The 14,985-nt window shown below is 58.7% G+C and carries 17 protein-coding genes; 6 read left to right on the forward strand and 11 right to left on the reverse strand.

The window, feature by feature from the left end; genetic code table 11:
* Position 1: 1 nt before the first annotated feature.
* The 3 genes from EAV92_RS08310 to pdhA form a co-directional block, all read right to left on the reverse strand.
* Positions 2 to 1,354, reverse strand: coding sequence for a dihydrolipoamide acetyltransferase family protein (locus EAV92_RS08310; protein ID WP_123040628.1), 1,353 nt, complete (start codon positions 1,352 to 1,354; stop codon positions 2 to 4).
* Positions 1,355 to 1,445: 91 nt separating this feature from the next.
* Complete coding sequence (locus tag EAV92_RS08315) at positions 1,446 to 2,423, reverse strand: alpha-ketoacid dehydrogenase subunit beta (protein WP_123040629.1); 978 nt, start codon at positions 2,421 to 2,423, stop codon at positions 1,446 to 1,448.
* A gap of 43 nt (positions 2,424 to 2,466) precedes the next feature.
* Positions 2,467 to 3,570, reverse strand: a complete 1,104-nt coding sequence (gene pdhA, locus EAV92_RS08320) for a pyruvate dehydrogenase (acetyl-transferring) E1 component subunit alpha (protein ID WP_123040630.1) — start codon at positions 3,568 to 3,570, stop codon at positions 2,467 to 2,469.
* A gap of 247 nt (positions 3,571 to 3,817) precedes the next feature.
* Between pdhA and EAV92_RS08325 the strand changes: the two genes are divergently transcribed.
* The 5 genes from EAV92_RS08325 (at position 3,818) to EAV92_RS08345 (ending at position 8,795) form a co-directional block, all read left to right on the forward strand.
* Entirely contained in the window at positions 3,818 to 4,564 is a 747-nt protein-coding gene (locus tag EAV92_RS08325; protein ID WP_123040631.1) for an alpha/beta hydrolase, read from the forward strand.
* Between the two features lie 79 nt (positions 4,565 to 4,643).
* The gene (locus EAV92_RS08330) at positions 4,644 to 6,266 is read left to right on the forward strand and encodes a spore germination protein (RefSeq protein WP_123040632.1); all 1,623 of its coding nucleotides are present in this window, start codon (positions 4,644 to 4,646) and stop codon (positions 6,264 to 6,266) included.
* A complete protein-coding gene (locus tag EAV92_RS08335; protein ID WP_338134408.1) occupies positions 6,263 to 7,273 on the forward strand; it encodes a GerAB/ArcD/ProY family transporter in 1,011 nt (336 codons plus the stop codon). Before EAV92_RS08330 ends, EAV92_RS08335 begins: the two co-directional genes overlap by 4 nt.
* Before the next feature lie 72 nt (positions 7,274 to 7,345).
* A complete protein-coding gene (locus EAV92_RS08340; RefSeq protein ID WP_123040633.1) occupies positions 7,346 to 8,581 on the forward strand; it encodes a Ger(x)C family spore germination protein in 1,236 nt (411 codons plus the stop codon).
* Between the two features lie 25 nt (positions 8,582 to 8,606).
* Positions 8,607 to 8,795, forward strand: a complete 189-nt coding sequence (locus EAV92_RS08345; RefSeq protein WP_123040634.1) for a CLC_0170 family protein — start codon at positions 8,607 to 8,609, stop codon at positions 8,793 to 8,795.
* On the opposite strand, the gene EAV92_RS08350 is transcribed toward EAV92_RS08345, so the two are convergent.
* The 3 genes from EAV92_RS08350 to EAV92_RS08360 are packed head-to-tail and all read right to left on the reverse strand — an operon-like array spanning position 8,792 to position 10,409.
* Positions 8,792 to 9,295, reverse strand: coding sequence for a hypothetical protein (locus EAV92_RS08350; RefSeq protein ID WP_123040635.1), 504 nt, complete (start codon positions 9,293 to 9,295; stop codon positions 8,792 to 8,794). The two genes, EAV92_RS08345 and EAV92_RS08350, sit on opposite strands and share 4 nt — an antisense overlap.
* The gene (locus tag EAV92_RS08355; RefSeq protein WP_123040636.1) at positions 9,292 to 9,771 is read right to left on the reverse strand and encodes a low molecular weight protein-tyrosine-phosphatase; all 480 of its coding nucleotides are present in this window, start codon (positions 9,769 to 9,771) and stop codon (positions 9,292 to 9,294) included. Before EAV92_RS08355 ends, EAV92_RS08350 begins: the two co-directional genes overlap by 4 nt.
* Positions 9,768 to 10,409, reverse strand: coding sequence for a trimeric intracellular cation channel family protein (locus EAV92_RS08360; protein WP_123043635.1), 642 nt, complete (start codon positions 10,407 to 10,409; stop codon positions 9,768 to 9,770). The genes EAV92_RS08355 and EAV92_RS08360 overlap by 4 nt, the downstream gene beginning before the upstream one ends.
* A gap of 133 nt (positions 10,410 to 10,542) precedes the next feature.
* Here EAV92_RS08360 and EAV92_RS08365 point away from each other — a divergent pair, with 133 nt between their 5' ends.
* Entirely contained in the window at positions 10,543 to 11,205 is a 663-nt protein-coding gene (locus tag EAV92_RS08365) for a thiamine diphosphokinase (RefSeq protein WP_123040637.1), read from the forward strand.
* Here EAV92_RS08365 and EAV92_RS08370 read toward each other — a convergent pair.
* The 5 genes from EAV92_RS08370 to EAV92_RS08390 form a co-directional block, all read right to left on the reverse strand.
* Entirely contained in the window at positions 11,202 to 11,975 is a 774-nt protein-coding gene (locus EAV92_RS08370; protein ID WP_123040638.1) for an MBL fold metallo-hydrolase, read from the reverse strand. The genes EAV92_RS08365 and EAV92_RS08370 overlap by 4 nt on opposite strands.
* A gap of 39 nt (positions 11,976 to 12,014) precedes the next feature.
* Positions 12,015 to 12,686 carry a GNAT family N-acetyltransferase gene (locus EAV92_RS08375; RefSeq protein WP_123040639.1) on the reverse strand — a complete coding sequence of 224 codons (672 nt, stop codon included), beginning with the start codon at positions 12,684 to 12,686 and terminating at the stop codon, positions 12,015 to 12,017.
* A gap of 19 nt (positions 12,687 to 12,705) precedes the next feature.
* Positions 12,706 to 13,335, reverse strand: a complete 630-nt coding sequence (locus tag EAV92_RS08380; protein ID WP_123043636.1) for a GNAT family N-acetyltransferase — start codon at positions 13,333 to 13,335, stop codon at positions 12,706 to 12,708.
* A gap of 45 nt (positions 13,336 to 13,380) precedes the next feature.
* Positions 13,381 to 14,235 (reverse strand): carbon-nitrogen hydrolase family protein, encoded by an 855-nt coding sequence (locus EAV92_RS08385; RefSeq protein WP_123040640.1) that lies wholly within the window; start codon positions 14,233 to 14,235, stop codon positions 13,381 to 13,383.
* 67 nt (positions 14,236 to 14,302) lie between these two features.
* The gene (locus EAV92_RS08390) at positions 14,303 to 14,959 is read right to left on the reverse strand and encodes an SGNH/GDSL hydrolase family protein (RefSeq protein ID WP_123040641.1); all 657 of its coding nucleotides are present in this window, start codon (positions 14,957 to 14,959) and stop codon (positions 14,303 to 14,305) included.
* Positions 14,960 to 14,985: the final 26 nt, after the last annotated feature.

Consider the following 14,985-nt stretch of genomic DNA (forward strand, 5'->3'; position numbering starts at 1 on the left):
TTTACACCTCCATGACGAGAAGTTCTGGGTCGCTAAGCAGCTGTTTGATATAGTTCATGAAGTTTTGGGCGGTCGCGCCGTCGATGATGCGGTGATCGAAGCTGAGCGACAGCGCCATGACCGGGGCGACGACGATTTCGCCGTTCTTGACGACCGGCTTCTCGCTGATGCGGCCGGTGCCGAGAATCGCGACTTCCGGGAAGTTGATGATCGGCGTAAAGAACATCCCGCCGGCAGACCCGATGTTCGTGATCGTGATCGTGCCGCCTTTCATTTCGTTCGGAGCCAGCTTGCCGTCGCGCGCCTTGCCGGCCAATTCGCGGATTTCGCCGGCGATCGACCATGCGTTCTTGCGGTCGGCATCATGCACGACGGGCACGACGAGTCCGTTATCCGTGTCGGCGGCGATGCCGATGTTGTAGTACTTCTTGTAGACGATTTCGTTCGCCGCTTCGTCGATCGTCGCATTCAGCGCCGGGAATTCGCGGCACGCGGCGACGAGCGCCTTCACGATGAACGGAAGGTACGTCAGCTTGACGCCTTTTTTCTCGGCAACCGGCTTCGCGCGGTTGCGAAGAGCGACGAGCGCCGTGACGTCCACTTCGTCCATGATCGTCACGTGCGGAGCAGTGTAAGCCGACTTGACCATCGCGTTGGCGATCGCTTTGCGGATGCCTTTGAACGGCACGCGCTCTTCGACGCCCGGGCCGGCTTGTACCGCCGGACGAGCTGCCGCAGGTGCATTTGCAGCGGCAGGCGCATCGGCGGCTGCCGTTGCCGCTGGTGCAGCAGGAGCCCCGCCTGCCGCGAAGCCGCTGACGTCCTCACGGGTGATACGGCCGTTTTTGCCGGTGCCTTTCACTTCCGCGATGTTCACGCCTTTCTCGCGGGCGAACTTGCGCACGCTCGGCGTGGCGAGCACGATGCCGCCGGGAGCCGGTTGCGAAGGTGCCGCCGCTGGAGCCGGAGCCGGTGCGGGAGCGGATTCCGCAGCTGCCGGCTGTTGGGCCGGCTGGCCTTTCGTATCCGCGCCGCCGACCGCGGAGTTGCCGGACGCGCCGCCCACCGCTTGGGCGTGGTCGCCCGCCGCCGGAGCTTGCTCCGGCACGTCGCCTTCCGCCTCGATGACGGCGACGACTTCGCCGACGTGCATGACTTGCCCGTCCTTGGCGAACACTTCGAGCACTTTGCCGTTCACCGGGCAAGGCACTTCCACGATCGCCTTGTCGTTCTGTACTTCCATAATGATGTCTTCGTCCGTTACCGTTTGGCCCGGAGCGATGTGCATTTTGACGATTTCGCCTTCATGCAGCCCTTCGCCGAGCTCGGGAAACCGATATTCGAATCTGGCCACCTGGCACCCTCCTATTTACACCCCAAAAATCGACGTGAAGCGTTGAAGCCTTTTCGCAGCTTATTGGGGACCCCGAATTGTCCTGCTTCGATTAGAACTGCAGCACTTGATTGACGGTTTTCACGATGCGAGCCGCGTTCGGCAACCAAGCATCTTCGATTTGCGCGAACGGATACACCGTATCCGGAGGCGCGCAGCGGAGCACGGGAGCTTCCAGGTGCAGAATCGCCTTCTCGTTGATCTGGGCGATGATTTCGGCGGCGGCGCCGGCCGATTTCTGCGCTTCCTGCACGACGATCGCGCGGTTGGTCTTCTGGATGGAAGCGACGATCGTGTCGATATCCAGCGGCACAAGCGTGCGCAGGTCAATGACCTCCGCCTGCACGCCGTTCTTCTCCAGCTCTTCCGCCGCTTTCAGGGCGGTGTGGACCATCAGGCCGTAAGCGATAATCGTGACGTCCTTGCCTTCGCGGACGACTTTCGCCTTGCCGATCGGCACCGTGTAGTCGCCTTCCGGCACTTCGTCGCGGAATGCATGGTACAAGTTCAAGTGTTCCATGAAGAAAACGGGATCGTTGTCTCGAATGGCCGAAATGAGCAGGCCTTTGGCATCATACGGGTTGGAAGGGATAACGACCTTGATGCCGGGCGTTTGGATGGCCAAACCTTCCAAGGCGTCCGTGTGAAGCTCCGCCGCTTTGACGCCGCCGCCGAACGGCGTGCGGAACACGATCGGAGAGTGATAGCGGCCGCCGGAACGGTAACGCATCCGGGCTGCCTGAACGAACATTTGGTCCAACGCTTCGAAAATGAAGCCGACGAATTGGATTTCCGCCACGGGGCGGAATCCTTGGGTGCCCAGGCCGACGGCGAGGCCGCCGATGGCGGATTCGGCCAGCGGCGTGTCGAACACGCGCGTATCGCCGAATTCGCCTTGCAATCCTTCCGTCGCGCGGAACACGCCGCCTACCTTGCCGACGTCTTCCCCGAACACGAGCACGTTGGGGTCGCGTTTGAGCTCAACCCTCATCGCGTCGCGGATCGCTTCTTTCATATTCATTTGCGCCATGCTGTTTTACTCCCCCGTCTATGGATCCGATAGCGAATCTCGGTTATTGGAAATCGGCTTTTTGCTCTTCCAGGTGAGGCGGCGTTTGCTCGAACATCGAGTCGATCAGTCCGGACACCGTCATTTTCTCGGTTTGCTCCGCTTTTTTGATATGCTCGTTGACCGCGTTTTTCGCTTCTTCCTTCACGCGAGCCGTATCTTCGTCGGACCAGAGTCCTTTTTTGGCCAGGAATTTGCCGAACCGGACGAGCGGATCCCTCTCGCTCCACTCCGCTTCTTCTTCCTTGGTGCGGTATTTGGTCGTGTCGTCCGCCATCGAGTGCGGCTTGAACCGGTAGGTCAGGCCCTCGATCAGCGTCGCGCCGCCGCCGTTGCGACCGATTTCGGCCGCTTCTCGTACGGCCGCGATAACCGCCAGCACGTCCATGCCGTCGATTTGCACGCCGCGGATGCCCGCCGCCAGCGCCTTATGGGCGATGGATTGCGCGGCCGTCTGCTTGGCGAAAGGCGTCGTAATCGCGTAACCGTTGTTTTGGACGAAATAAATGGTCGGCAGCTTGAACGCGCCGGCGAAGTTCAGGCCTTCGTAGAAATCGCCTTCGGAAGAACCGCCGTCACCGGTATACGTGATGGCGACGCGTTTCTCGTTTTTCAGCTTGAAGCCCATCGCGATGCCGGTCGCATGCAGGATCTGGGCGCCGATGATGATTTGCGGCATCAAAACGTTGACGCCTTCCGGGATCTGGCCGCCATGCTGGTGGCCGCGGGAATACAGGAAAGCCTGGTACAGCGGCAAGCCGTGCCATACGATCTGCGGCATGTCGCGGTAGCCGGGGCAGATGAAATCGTCTTTGTTCAGGGCGTATTCGCTGCCGACCATCGTCGCTTCCTGGCCGGAAACCGGCGCGTAGAAGCCCAGACGGCCTTGGCGGCCCAGGTTAATCGCCCGCTCGTCCCACGTGCGGGTAAATACCATGCGGTACATGATTTCCTTCAATTGATCGTCCGACAATTCCGGCATGTAGTCCGGATTGACGACTTCTCCCTCGGGAGACAATACCTGCAGCGGAGCGACGTCATTCGCGCGCACTTCGTGCGGCAAACCGCCGGTTTTCGCCTCCGGCGTTTCCAAAGATACTTTGCTCATTAAAGTCACCTCATCATAGATTGTGGAAGAGGAGTTTCTGTTATAGAATTATTATACTTCTGTATGAGTCGTTTGGTCAAAGAGAAATACAAGAAATCCTTATGTTTATCGGCATTTCGGCACTATGTTGTTTGTATAACAGGTCGTTTAAATCGGTGTAACACGTTGATACAATCCCCGGTCCAAATCCTTCATTGGTTTTCCCATGGCCGGGATTTCCCATACCTTACCTCAGGAGGAGATCTGCATGAGCGACTTTGCCGTCACCCGTCGAACCGTCGTCAAACATGTCGTTCCCAGCCGTTTCTTGCCGGAAGGCGAGCGAAGCCTTCGGATTTATCTGCCCCCGGGATACCAGGAGACGATCAGTTACCCGGTTATATACTGTCAAGACGGCGAGGATTTCTTTAATTTCGGCCGCATCGCGACCATCGGACAGGGCTTGATCCTCGAAGAAGATTGGGAACCCTTCGTCATCGTCGGCGTCGATGTCGATAAGAGGCTTCGCACATCGGAATACATGCCGGGCGGATCCCGTCACGAGGTATATACCCGTTTTTTCGCGGAAGAAATGGTGCCGGACGTCGAAAGGCATTTTTCCGTCCGCCGTACGCCTGATGATCGCCTTCTGGCGGGGGATTCGCTCGGAGCCGCCGTATGCCTCAGCCTGTCGCTGCAGCGCCGGGATCTGTTTAACCGAATCTTGTCTTTATCCGGCGCCTATTACGATCACTCGATGGAGCAGGCGAAAGCCGCCGGCGATCTATCCGGCTTGAACTTGTGGATGGCGGTCGGCCTGCAGGAAACCGCGTTCGAAACGGACCGCGGAACGTTCGACTTCGTCACGCTTAACCGCGAAATGCACCGCTTGCTTGTGTCCAAAGGCGCCCGCGTGGATTACGCCGAACGGGACGGCGAGCACAAATGGGGCTTCTGGCAGCAGCTGCTCCCCGAGGCCCTGGCGCCGTTCCTCGGCCCCGCCCGCCGATACTGAACGAGGAAATCACTTCACGCCGCAATGCCCCTTCAATGAAAGGGGCATTTTTGTTTAAATCCCCCTCCGGATGTAAAAAATGACACACATCTCCGCAAGACTGCGGAGAATCCTGCATCCGGAGGCGGTGACCGCGTTGACTCCCCCATCGATCGGCGGAAGCCGGGAAGAAACGATCGCTTACTTCAAAGCCGAACTCGGCCAAAGCGACGACTTCGCGGTCCGCCCTTTCATCGTTTTCGGAAGCCGTCCGGCCGTTCTCTTCTATTTCTTCAACATGATTGACCAAGAAATCGTCAACACCCAAATCCTAAAAGCGTTGATGACTGCTCCGCCGCGTCTTGATGGCGAGGGGTGTCCGGAGGAAGAACTGAAATCCGTCTTGATTCAGGAAGCGCTCTACCACAGCGAATGCAGATGGGAAGCGGATTACCAGAAAGTTTCCGCCGCCGTATTGCGCGGAGACTCGGTCGTGGCCATCGAGGGGATTTCAGAAGCGCTTGTGATCGGCACTCGGAAGATCGACAAACGTTCCGTCGACCAGCCCGCGACCGAACAGGTCATCCGGGGTCCTAGGGAAGGCTTCATCGAACCGCTCGGGACGAACATCGCTCTGCTCCGCTACCGTCTGCAGACGAAAACGCTGCGGATCCGCACGATGGAAATCGGCGAGAGAACCCACTCCAAAGTCGCGCTCTGTTATTTGGAGGATATCGCGGATCCAGCGCTCGTTGAAGAAGTGGAGAAACGGCTGTCCAATATCAAGGCGGACGCTATTCTCGATTCCGGTTACCTGGAGCAATACATCGAGGACAACAACATTTCCCCGTTCCCGCAGATTCAATATACGGAACGTCCGGACAAGGTCGCCGCCAATCTGCTGGAAGGTCGGGTCTCTATACTCGTCGACGGTTCCCCGCTCGCCCTGTTGGTCCCGATCGTGTTTAACCAGTTCTACCAGACGGTCGAGGATTATACCGAACGCTTCCTGCTCATGAGCGCCATTCGGCTGGCGCGGGCCATCGCGCTCGTTTTCTCCCTCATCTTCCCTTCCCTGTACGTCGCCATCATTTCCTACAATCCGGAATTGATTCCGACGGAATTCGCCGTGGCCGTAGCGGGCGGCCGGGCCGGCGTCCCGTTTCCCGCGATCATCGAGGTCCTGGTCATCGAGATCTCCATGGAGGTGCTGCGGGAAGCCACGATCCGCCTTCCCCAGCAAGTCGGCGGTGCGTTATCGATCGTCGGCGTCCTGGTCATCGGCCAAGCGGCTGTATCCGCGGGCTTCGCGAGTCCCATCACCGTCGTCATCATCGCGCTTACGACGATCGGCTCCTTCGCGACCCCGGCGTACAACGCCGCGCTCGCGCTGCGGCTCCTGCGCTTCCCGCTTATCATCATGGCGAGCATCTTCGGACTTTACGGCATCATGGTCGGATTGATCCTGATCGTGAACCACATGCTGTCTTTGAAATCGTTCGGCATCCCTTACCTTAGCCCGGTCGTTCCGGGCAACGTCAGCGGCATGATGGACGTTCTCTTCCGCACCCCGATATGGTCGATGAAGAAACGCCCCTCCTTCTTGAACCCGCGCGACCCGGATCGGGTGAATCGGGAAACGGTGGAACAGCTCCGAAAACCGCCTACCAACGTTCTCGACCCGAAAAACCTGAACCCCAACGACAAGGAGTCTGCCAAATGAAGTCCGACCGTGAGATCACTTTCCTGGAGACCGTGGCCATCCTCGTCAGCTCGATCATCGGCGTCGGCATACTCCCCCTTCCCTTGTTCGCCGTCAGAGCCGCCGGCTCCGGCGCTCCGTTGGTCACTTTGCTCGGTTCGCTGCTGGGTTTCGTCGGTTTGGTCCTACTCTCGCTGCTGGGCAAAAGATTCCCCAGGCAAACCCTGGTCCAATACAGCGAAGTGATTATCGGCAAGTGGACGTCGTGGGTCGGGAGTACGGCCATCATCTTGTTCTTCGGGCTTTTGACGGCATTCGCGGCCAGGGAGTTCGGGGAAGTCGTGATCACCTCCGTCTTGAAAAACACCCCCGTCGAAGTGACCGTCATCGTCATGCTCATTCTGGCGGCCATATCTTCCCGCCACAGTATGACGACGTTCGCCTATATCCATTATTTCTATCTGCCGTTCCTGCTCGTTCCCGCGGTGCTTATCGTCATCTTGTCTTTGAAAAACGCGGATTACATCAATTTGCAGCCCAATACGGGCTCTGGGATCGTAAACATGGTCCCCGGCATTTTCTCGATCGGTAATCTGTTTCAAAGTTCGTTCATTCTCTCCTGCGTCATCCCAGCCATGCGCAATCCGAATAAAGCCTTGAAAGCCAGCGCATTCGGCATTCTCATCGCCGGCGGATTATACGTCGCGATCGTGGCAGCGACGGTCGGCGTATTCGGAGCGGAGGAAACGAAGCTGCTGCTCTGGCCGACACTGGAGCTTGCGAAGACGACTTCTTTGCCGGCCAACGTCTTGGAAAGGTTGGATGCCGCATTTTTGGCCGTATGGGTTACCGCTGTATTCACGACGCTTTATTCCACCTATACGTTGACCATCGTTTCCATCACGAACTTGTTCCGGCTGCGGGATTACCGGATGCTCTCGTTTTTCTATTGCCGTTCATCTTTATGCTCGCCATGCAGCCGCAAAGCATCGTGGAAATGTACACGACGATCCAACAGGTCGGCATGATGGGCTTGTATTTGACGATCGGGTATCCGGCGCTCCTTCTCTTGATCGCGATGATCCGGGGAGTGAGGGGGGATGGGCTTGAATCGAAAACGTCGCAAAAAAACGGGTAAACTTCTCGCCGTCCTGCTGGCATTCGTTCCCCTGGTCACCGGCTGCTGGGACCGTTTGGAACTCGAAGAACGCGCGGTCATTCTCGGGGTCGCGGTAGATAGGGCCGAACCGGACAATGGCGAGTCGGAAGACGATGTGACCCACATGCCGGGATCCTTTCCTGCACCCGAACAGCATAAAATCCGCGTCACGGTCCAAATCGCCTTGCCCGGAAAAATCCCGCTCGGACCCGGCGAAGGCGGCGGAGGAGGAGGAAAACCTTCGGAAACGCTGTGGGTGATCGGCGTGACGGGGCATACGATCGACGACGCAATGATGAACCTGCAGCAGCAAATCTCCTCGCTTTTATTTTTCGGGCATTTGCGTGCCATCGTCGTTTCGGAAGAAGTGGCGCGGGAGGGCATCACGAACTTGAACGATTTCCTGCGGCGTAATCCGGAAGTCCGGCGAATGGCGTGGATGATGATCTCTCAAGGAAAAGCCGAACAAGTCATCCGCACGCATCCGCCTTTGGAACGGGTACCGACGATGTATTTGATCTCCACCTTGGATAACGCGGTCCGCATGGGTAAATTCCCGCAGTCGTTTATGGGCAATTTCTGGAGCAACTCCTCCAAGTTAGGACAAGAAGGCTTACTCCCCTATGTAAAAATGATGAGTGAGCAGAACATGGAATTGGCCGGCTTGGCGGCCTTTCGAGGCGACACCATGGTTGGCGCGAGCGAACCTCTCGAAATCGCCGCCTACATGGCGATTAAGCATATCAACCCGGGTGGTTACCGAGGCGTCATCCAATTGCAGGGGACTACCGTCACGATTTACGCAACGCACAGGAGCTCCAAAATCCGCGTTTACTTGCAGGACGGCGAGCCTCGATTCTCCGTCAAGGTCAGCACCGAAATCAACGTGGAGGAAAAAACGAACGAGCTCGTCTCTCTCAGCAACGATCAAATCCTCAATAAGCTGGAAGAGCTCGGCGCGGTTTCCACGGAAAAGCTGTATCTCGAGTTCATCCATAAAACGCAGCGCTGGGGCTCCGATATATTCGGATTCGGTGAATACGTGAGAGCCAAAAAATCGAATTATTGGAACAAGAACGTGAAGACCATGGAAAAATGGCAGATGATGTACAATACCGTCCCTATCGACGTAGACGTCGATTTCAAAATCCGCAGGGTCGGCATGAAAGCGAAATAAACGAACGGGAAACGGAGGCGTTACCGTGCTCACAGGGTCGACTGTCAGTTATTCGATTTTTCTCTGGATCGCGACGGGGCTGTTCCTGCTCCGAATCGACGTGGAAGGATATCGTATGGCGCAGCTCATGAAGGAAAAAAAAGCGGCCCGATTCGCCGGATGGTTCAATCTGGCGACGGGCCTGGGTTTAACGATTTGGCAATGGATCTCTTAGGATTTCTCGGCATCCGGATCGAAAATGCGCTCGATATCCTCCATCAGGCGGCCGACCTCGTTCTCGCCTCCCCGCCCTTCCTTGCGGAAGGAAGCGAGCCTGCTGCGGATTTCTTCGGCGATCGCTTCGTAATCGCCGTCCTGCGAGGAAGCACCGTCGGGATCGTACCAGACGAAACCGCCATTCGGGCCGTTGCGCAAGTAAGCGCGATTCCAATGGGCCGGATAAGTGAAATCGGGCGAGCCGAGCGCCAGCGCGATGACGTCGTCATGCTCGAGCGGCATCAATTGGTGGTACACCTCTTCGAGTCCTCCCGCCGCGACGTTCAAGTGCCGTACCGCGTAATGAAGGTAATGCTCGCCCGTTTCGGCGTCCTTCATCACCCGATAAGCCTCGTTCTCTTCTTCGGCGAGCGTCTTCACGGGTTCCAAACGGTCGGCCAGCATCTGTTCCGTGACGACGCGGATGTTCGTGAGCGAAACCGGAGGATGCGCGGTCATGGCCGATTCCCCAGCTTTTCCTTGACGTAAGCGAGCAACCGCTCGCAGCCTTCCGACACCAAAGTGTACGTTTCCTCGAAATTGCCGGTGTAATAAGGATCGGGCACGTCCGCCATCCCCTTCTCGGGCACGAGGCTGAGGAAACGGATGATTTCCGCCTGCGGCTTCGGATGCAAGGCCGCGCGGATGTCCCGCTCGTTGCGGGAATCCATCGCCACGATCAAGTCGTAGCGCGAGCCGTCGTCCGCCGCCAATTGCTTCGCCTTCATGCCGGCATAAGAAATGCCGCGCGCGTCGAGCACGCCGCGGGTTCCTTCATGCGGCGGATGGCCGAGATGCCAATCCCCCGTGCCGGCCGACGCGACGCGGACGACGCCGTCCAATCCTTCGCGCCGGATCCGGTCGCGGAATACCGCCTCCGCCATGGGAGAACGGCAAATGTTGCCCAGACAGACGAACAAAACGGAGTAACTCATAATCCGCCTCCTGCGCTTTTGCTATGATTGCCCGGCAAAGTACGCCGGGGGAGTCTCCAATTATAATGCACGGACAGCATCCGGAACACCACGACGAGCGCGAACAGCGTGATCAACTGCCAGATCGAGGAAAGCCGGCCGATGCCGACCGCTAGACCCGCAAGGATCGCCCATACCGCATAAATCTCGTCCCGAAGGACAAGCGGCTTCCGGCCTGCCATGATGTCGCGGATCATGCCTCCGCCGATACCGGTCAGCATGGCGGCGACCATGATCGCGCTGAGCGGCAATTTCGCATCCACCGCGTACAGCGCACCCTGAATCGCGAACGCCGAAAGTCCGATCGCATCGAAGAAGGCTTCGCCTTTTTTCCAATGGGTAATCAAGCTCGACGGCATGACAAAAACGACCAGGATCGAGAAAAACGCCGTTTTCAGAAACAGTCCTTGACTCCACAGCGTCGTCACCGGCAAGCCGATCAACAGATTGCGGATCACGCCTCCTCCGAAAGCCGTCACCAGACCGAGGACGAACACGCCCAGAATGTCGTATTCCTCTTCCATGGCGACGACGGCTCCGCTCGCTGCGAAAGCGATGACCCCGATCAAGCTGAACACGTGAAACACGTCGAAATCCAACGCCGATAACCCCTCTTTGTCGAAGTTTCGCAAACATTCCTCATTGTAGACGTTCGCCGGAAGTTTCCGCAATGGAATTTTTCCGGTTATACTGGTACGTGACCATGTGGACCACGTATCGGGGGAAACCGGAATGAAAATTGAGCAAAACGAAAACGGGCGGCGCGCGGTGATCGTAACGGGAGGCCGGCTGGGCGATTGGGCTCTAGACGAGCTGCGGGAAGGCGATTACCTGATCGGCGCGGACAGCGGAGCGGAATTTCTCGTCTCGCGAGGTCTCGTGCCGGACTTGGCGCTCGGCGATTTTGACTCCGTTCCGCCGGAGCGGCTGCCTGCGATCCGAGAGGCGGCACGGGAGTGCCTGGCCGTTGACGCCGTGGACAAGGATTGGACGGATACGGAGCTGGCGCTTCGGGAAGCTCAGGACCGCGGGTACGCCGACATTCGGATTCTCGGCGGGCTCGGCACGCGGTTCGACCATAGCCTCGCCAATGTCCATCTACTCAGGCAGGCGCTCGCGAGAGGCGGACAAGCGCTTCTCGTGGACGAACATAACGAAATCCGCCTCTGCACCGGCGAATGCCGGATCGAGGCGGATCCCAGATATCCTTACGTATCGTTGCTGCCGCTTACCGAGACGGTGACCGGCGTTACGTTGACCGGCTTCCGCTATCCGCTCACGGAAGCGGTCCTGACGCTCGGCTGGTCGCTCGGCGTGAGCAACGTGCTCGAAGCGGACATCGGCAACGTCACGATTCGCGGCGGCCAAGTGCTCATCATTCGCAGCCGTGACTAGACCGTCACGGTCATTCCCGTCTCCGCGAGCCGGACATGAGCAGGAAGATTGTAATCCCGGCGAACGTCGACGTCGTGGGACAAATGCGTGAACAACACCCGTCCCGCTCCCACCTCTTCCGCGAGCGCCAGTCCTTCCTTCATGTCATAGACCGACCGGGTTTCCATCGGATAAGGCTCCAAGACGAAACTCGTGCCCAGCACGAGCAAATCCAAGCCCCGCAAAGGGGCTTTTTGCGTTTCCGGCAGGTTGATCGAATCGGAACAGTACGCCCACGCCTTGCCGGTATCCTGATGTTGGAAGCGGTACGCGTAAGCGTAGCCGTTTTTCCCGTGATTCACCTTCCAGGGACGAATATTCCACCTTCCGTAAACCATGCCGCCGTCGTTCGCGTGCATTTTCAGGCGCGATCCGATCCAAGGGAAACGCTCGCGCACTTCCTCCAGCACTTCCAGCGGCGCATGGACGTCGGCGGTCGAGTCCGTCCAGCGGCAAGCGTCCGCCCAATCGACGAGTCCCCCGATGTGGTCGAAATGCGCGTGCGTCAGGAGCGCTCTAGACGCGCCTCGCGCGCCGACCGATTCCATCTGCTCACGCCAATCGGGTCCGCAATCGAGCAGCAGCGGCTGCTCGCCTTCTTCTCTCAGCCACAGCGAGGATCTGAGTCTCCGATTGGCTCCCGTTGTCCGGGCCTCTTCGCAAACGCCGCAGCCGCAGTACACCCGGGGCGTGCCGAGCGAATCTCCCTGTCCTAAAAACGTGATTTCCAACCCCGTCTGCCCCCTTCCCTGATGCTTGCGTTTCTTGGTTTAAAGAGGCTTCAAAGGGATTTCATCGCGCTTTTCGAGCGCGGCCACCATGTCCAGCCACTCCTGCGGTTTGTTCGGCAGCGCTTGATAGTACCAGCGCAGGAAAGCGACGACGAGCGACGCCGGCAAAGACGTCCGGTTCTCGTCGGCCGGCCGGAAGCCAAGGTCGAGCCCGGTGACGGCTTTGCCCTCGTGGTCCCAGGACGGATGGACATACCGGATGTCCAGCTTGCTGAACCCGATATGGGACAGCACCTCGCGGCGGACCGCCGGATGCATCGGCAGCACTTGCCCGAACGAGAGGGCTTCGGCTTCGAGCGGATCATAGATCTCCGCGAACATGCCGATCGAAGTCGTGCCCGACTCGCTTTCCAGCCGGCGGAGATCCTTCTCCCGGTTCACGTACAGGAAGCGGCCGATGCCAAGGCCGGGCTGGCCGATGATCGTGAAATCGGTCATCGCCACCTTCAGCTCCGCTTGATAGCGGTATTCCGTCGCTCCCACCACGGCACCTTCGTGCACGGCGACGTAAACATGGATGTTCGGGTCCTGAAGCGGCTCCTCCCACAGCTCGAACACGAGCACTTCCTCCGGCGGGAAAATACGGCCCATCAAGCCGTGCATTTCCGCGAAATTGGGGTCTTGGATCGATTGAATGCGAACGTATTCCATGCGTGTTTTCTCCTCTGCGCTAAGTCATAAACGGATTGCGCCATTCCATCAAGGCGGCGTATCCGCAGGAATCCTCGTCTTCCAGGTAGTCGGCCATGACGCCGACGGGCAATCTTCCGCAGCGGAGCAGGAACGTCAGAACGGGATCTTTCCTGGCGCCTTCCGTCACCTGCGCCACATATTCCTCCGGACTGAGCCCCGACTCGGCGTTGGCAGCCCGGTAACCCGGCATTCTGCCGCCGCCGAGCAACCGCCTGCAGCCCAAATGGACGACCGTTTCGTACATCGACTGCATCATCCAATGCCCCAGACCGAATTGGCGGTAGGCCGGCGCGGCGCAAATATCGACCACGTACAGGGTGTCGCCATCGGGGTCGTGATTGCGGATGTATCCGTGATCCGTCACGGAAGCCCAGTCATGGGGCTTATCATCCTCTAATCTTACTCGCAGCGCCGTCATCGATCCCGCGATCCGGCCCTCGATTTCCACGCATAACGCTCCCTCCGGAAAACGGGTGACATGCTCGTTCAATTGCTCGGCATTCCACCACAATTCCGAAGGAAACGGCGGCGGAAAGCTGAGCGCTTGAACCTCGATGAGTCCGCCGAAATCTTCCTTCCCGTAATTCCGGATGACTGCGGGCAGCATTCGGCTGCCGTCCGTTACCCTCAATCGTTTGTACAACGCGATCACCTATTTCCAGTCAGGATACAGGTCCGTCCTGCGGTCCCGCCAAGTCGTCACCGAGCCTGCCTTGCGGACGTCCTCAAGCAAAGACAGGTCCAGATCGGCGGTGATCAGCATGTCCGCGTTGATCTCCCCTTCGCAGAGGATGCCGCGCGGCGGGAACGGAATGTCGTTCGGCGTGATGACGGCGGCTTGGCCGTAATTGGCCCGCATGAAGTCCACGCGCCGCAGGGAACCGACCGTGCCGGTCGTGACGATGTAGATTTGGTTCTCCACCGCGCGCGCGTGGCAGCAATAGCGGACCCGGTAGAAGCCGTGACGGTCGTCGGTGCACGACGGGCAGAAAATGACGTCCGCGCCTTTGGCCCGAACCATCCGCACGATTTCCGGGAACTCGATGTCATAGCAGGTCAACACGCCGATCGTGCCGAAGGGCGTGTCGAACACCTCGACGCCGTCTCCTTCCTTGACCCGCCATTCTTCTTTCTCCGTCGGCGTGATGTGCAATTTGTCCTGCGTGCGGACGGAGCCGTCCGGACCGAACAGGAAAGCGGTGTTCCGGAGTTGGTCTCCGTGCCGCGTCACATGCGTGCCGCCGATCAGGTACATGCCGTATTCCTTCGCAAGCCCCGAAAACAGGGAAACGTAATCGTCGGTATAATCCGTCAGCTTGCCGATCGGATCGCCGGACTCTCCTTTCCCTGCGGACAGCAAAGGCGTCGTGACGAACTCCGGAAACAGCAGGAATTGCGTGCCGTATTCGGCCGCGTTGCGCACATAGTGAACGACCTGCCGGCTGAATTCGTCAAATCCCGAAACGTCGCGGAGCTCGAATTGGACGGCGGACACTCTCATCTTCATCAGGTTGAAATCCTCCTCTGTGTTCTAAACAAACGGCATCCGGCCGAGTTGACCGAATGCCGTTCCTTTACCCGCGGTTCCAGTCGAAGCCGATCGCCCCGAGAAACGTCCGGGCCAGGATCATATGACCCGCCGTGCCGGGATGGACGCGGTCCCAAGCCAGGGTGGCGGCGTACAGATGCGTCAGCACCCGGTCGAAAGCCGCCTGCGTGTCGACGAACAACGTGCCGTATTCCTCCGCAAGCTTACGGACGATGGCGCCGTACTCCTCCATGCGCTTGCGCATGGCGTCCGATGGGTTGGGTTCGAGGTAGAACGGAGTCATGAGAACGAGCCCCTTGACCTGCGGGAGCGTCCGTTCCACCAAACGGCGGTAGGTCGCCTCATACTCGTCCGGCAGCACATGCCATTCACGGATGAACGGCGTATCGAATTGGCGCCATACGTCGTTGGTTCCGATCATGATCGACAGCCAGTCCGGCTTTCTTTGCTCCACGTCGGTTTCCCAACGCTGTTCCAGGTCTCTGACCGTGTTCCCGCTCGTGCCCATGTTCACGACCCGGATGCCGAGCTCGGGATACGAAGCCTGAAGGAAAGCGTCCACGAGCGAGACGTATCCTTTGCCAAGCGCTTGGAACAGCCCCTCGCCGTCCGGACGCTGACGTTCCGCGTCAGTGATCGAGTCCCCGATGAAAAGCAGTTTTTCCCCATTTTGAAGCTTCATTGGTCTGTACTCTCCCTAAGGCGAAC

The organism is Cohnella candidum (genome assembly GCF_003713065.1).
GTDB classification, from domain to species: domain Bacteria; phylum Bacillota; class Bacilli; order Paenibacillales; family Paenibacillaceae; genus Cohnella; species Cohnella candidum.

What these genes read in the sequence shown, in the direction of transcription:
- EAV92_RS08355 (WP_123040636.1), bottom strand. Translation starts at nt 9,771, where the DNA reads ATGAGTTACTCCGTTTTGTTCGTCTGTCTGGGCAACATTTGCCGTTCT.
- EAV92_RS08365 (WP_123040637.1), top strand. Translation starts at nt 10,543, where the DNA reads ATGAAAATTGAGCAAAACGAAAACGGGCGGCGCGCGGTGATCGTAACG.
- EAV92_RS08325 (WP_123040631.1), top strand. Translation starts at nt 3,818, where the DNA reads ATGAGCGACTTTGCCGTCACCCGTCGAACCGTCGTCAAACATGTCGTT.
- EAV92_RS08315 (WP_123040629.1), bottom strand. Translation starts at nt 2,423, where the DNA reads ATGGCGCAAATGAATATGAAAGAAGCGATCCGCGACGCGATGAGGGTT.
- EAV92_RS08375 (WP_123040639.1), bottom strand. Translation starts at nt 12,686, where the DNA reads ATGGAATACGTTCGCATTCAATCGATCCAAGACCCCAATTTCGCGGAA.
- EAV92_RS08335 (WP_338134408.1), top strand. Translation starts at nt 6,263, where the DNA reads ATGAAGTCCGACCGTGAGATCACTTTCCTGGAGACCGTGGCCATCCTC.
- EAV92_RS08350 (WP_123040635.1), bottom strand. Translation starts at nt 9,295, where the DNA reads ATGACCGCGCATCCTCCGGTTTCGCTCACGAACATCCGCGTCGTCACG.
- EAV92_RS08340 (WP_123040633.1), top strand. Translation starts at nt 7,346, where the DNA reads ATGGGCTTGAATCGAAAACGTCGCAAAAAAACGGGTAAACTTCTCGCC.
- EAV92_RS08380 (WP_123043636.1), bottom strand. Translation starts at nt 13,335, where the DNA reads ATGCTGCCCGCAGTCATCCGGAATTACGGGAAGGAAGATTTCGGCGGA.
- EAV92_RS08330 (WP_123040632.1), top strand. Translation starts at nt 4,644, where the DNA reads ATGACACACATCTCCGCAAGACTGCGGAGAATCCTGCATCCGGAGGCG.
- pdhA (WP_123040630.1), bottom strand. Translation starts at nt 3,570, where the DNA reads ATGAGCAAAGTATCTTTGGAAACGCCGGAGGCGAAAACCGGCGGTTTG.
- EAV92_RS08390 (WP_123040641.1), bottom strand. Translation starts at nt 14,959, where the DNA reads ATGAAGCTTCAAAATGGGGAAAAACTGCTTTTCATCGGGGACTCGATC.
- EAV92_RS08385 (WP_123040640.1), bottom strand. Translation starts at nt 14,235, where the DNA reads ATGAAGATGAGAGTGTCCGCCGTCCAATTCGAGCTCCGCGACGTTTCG.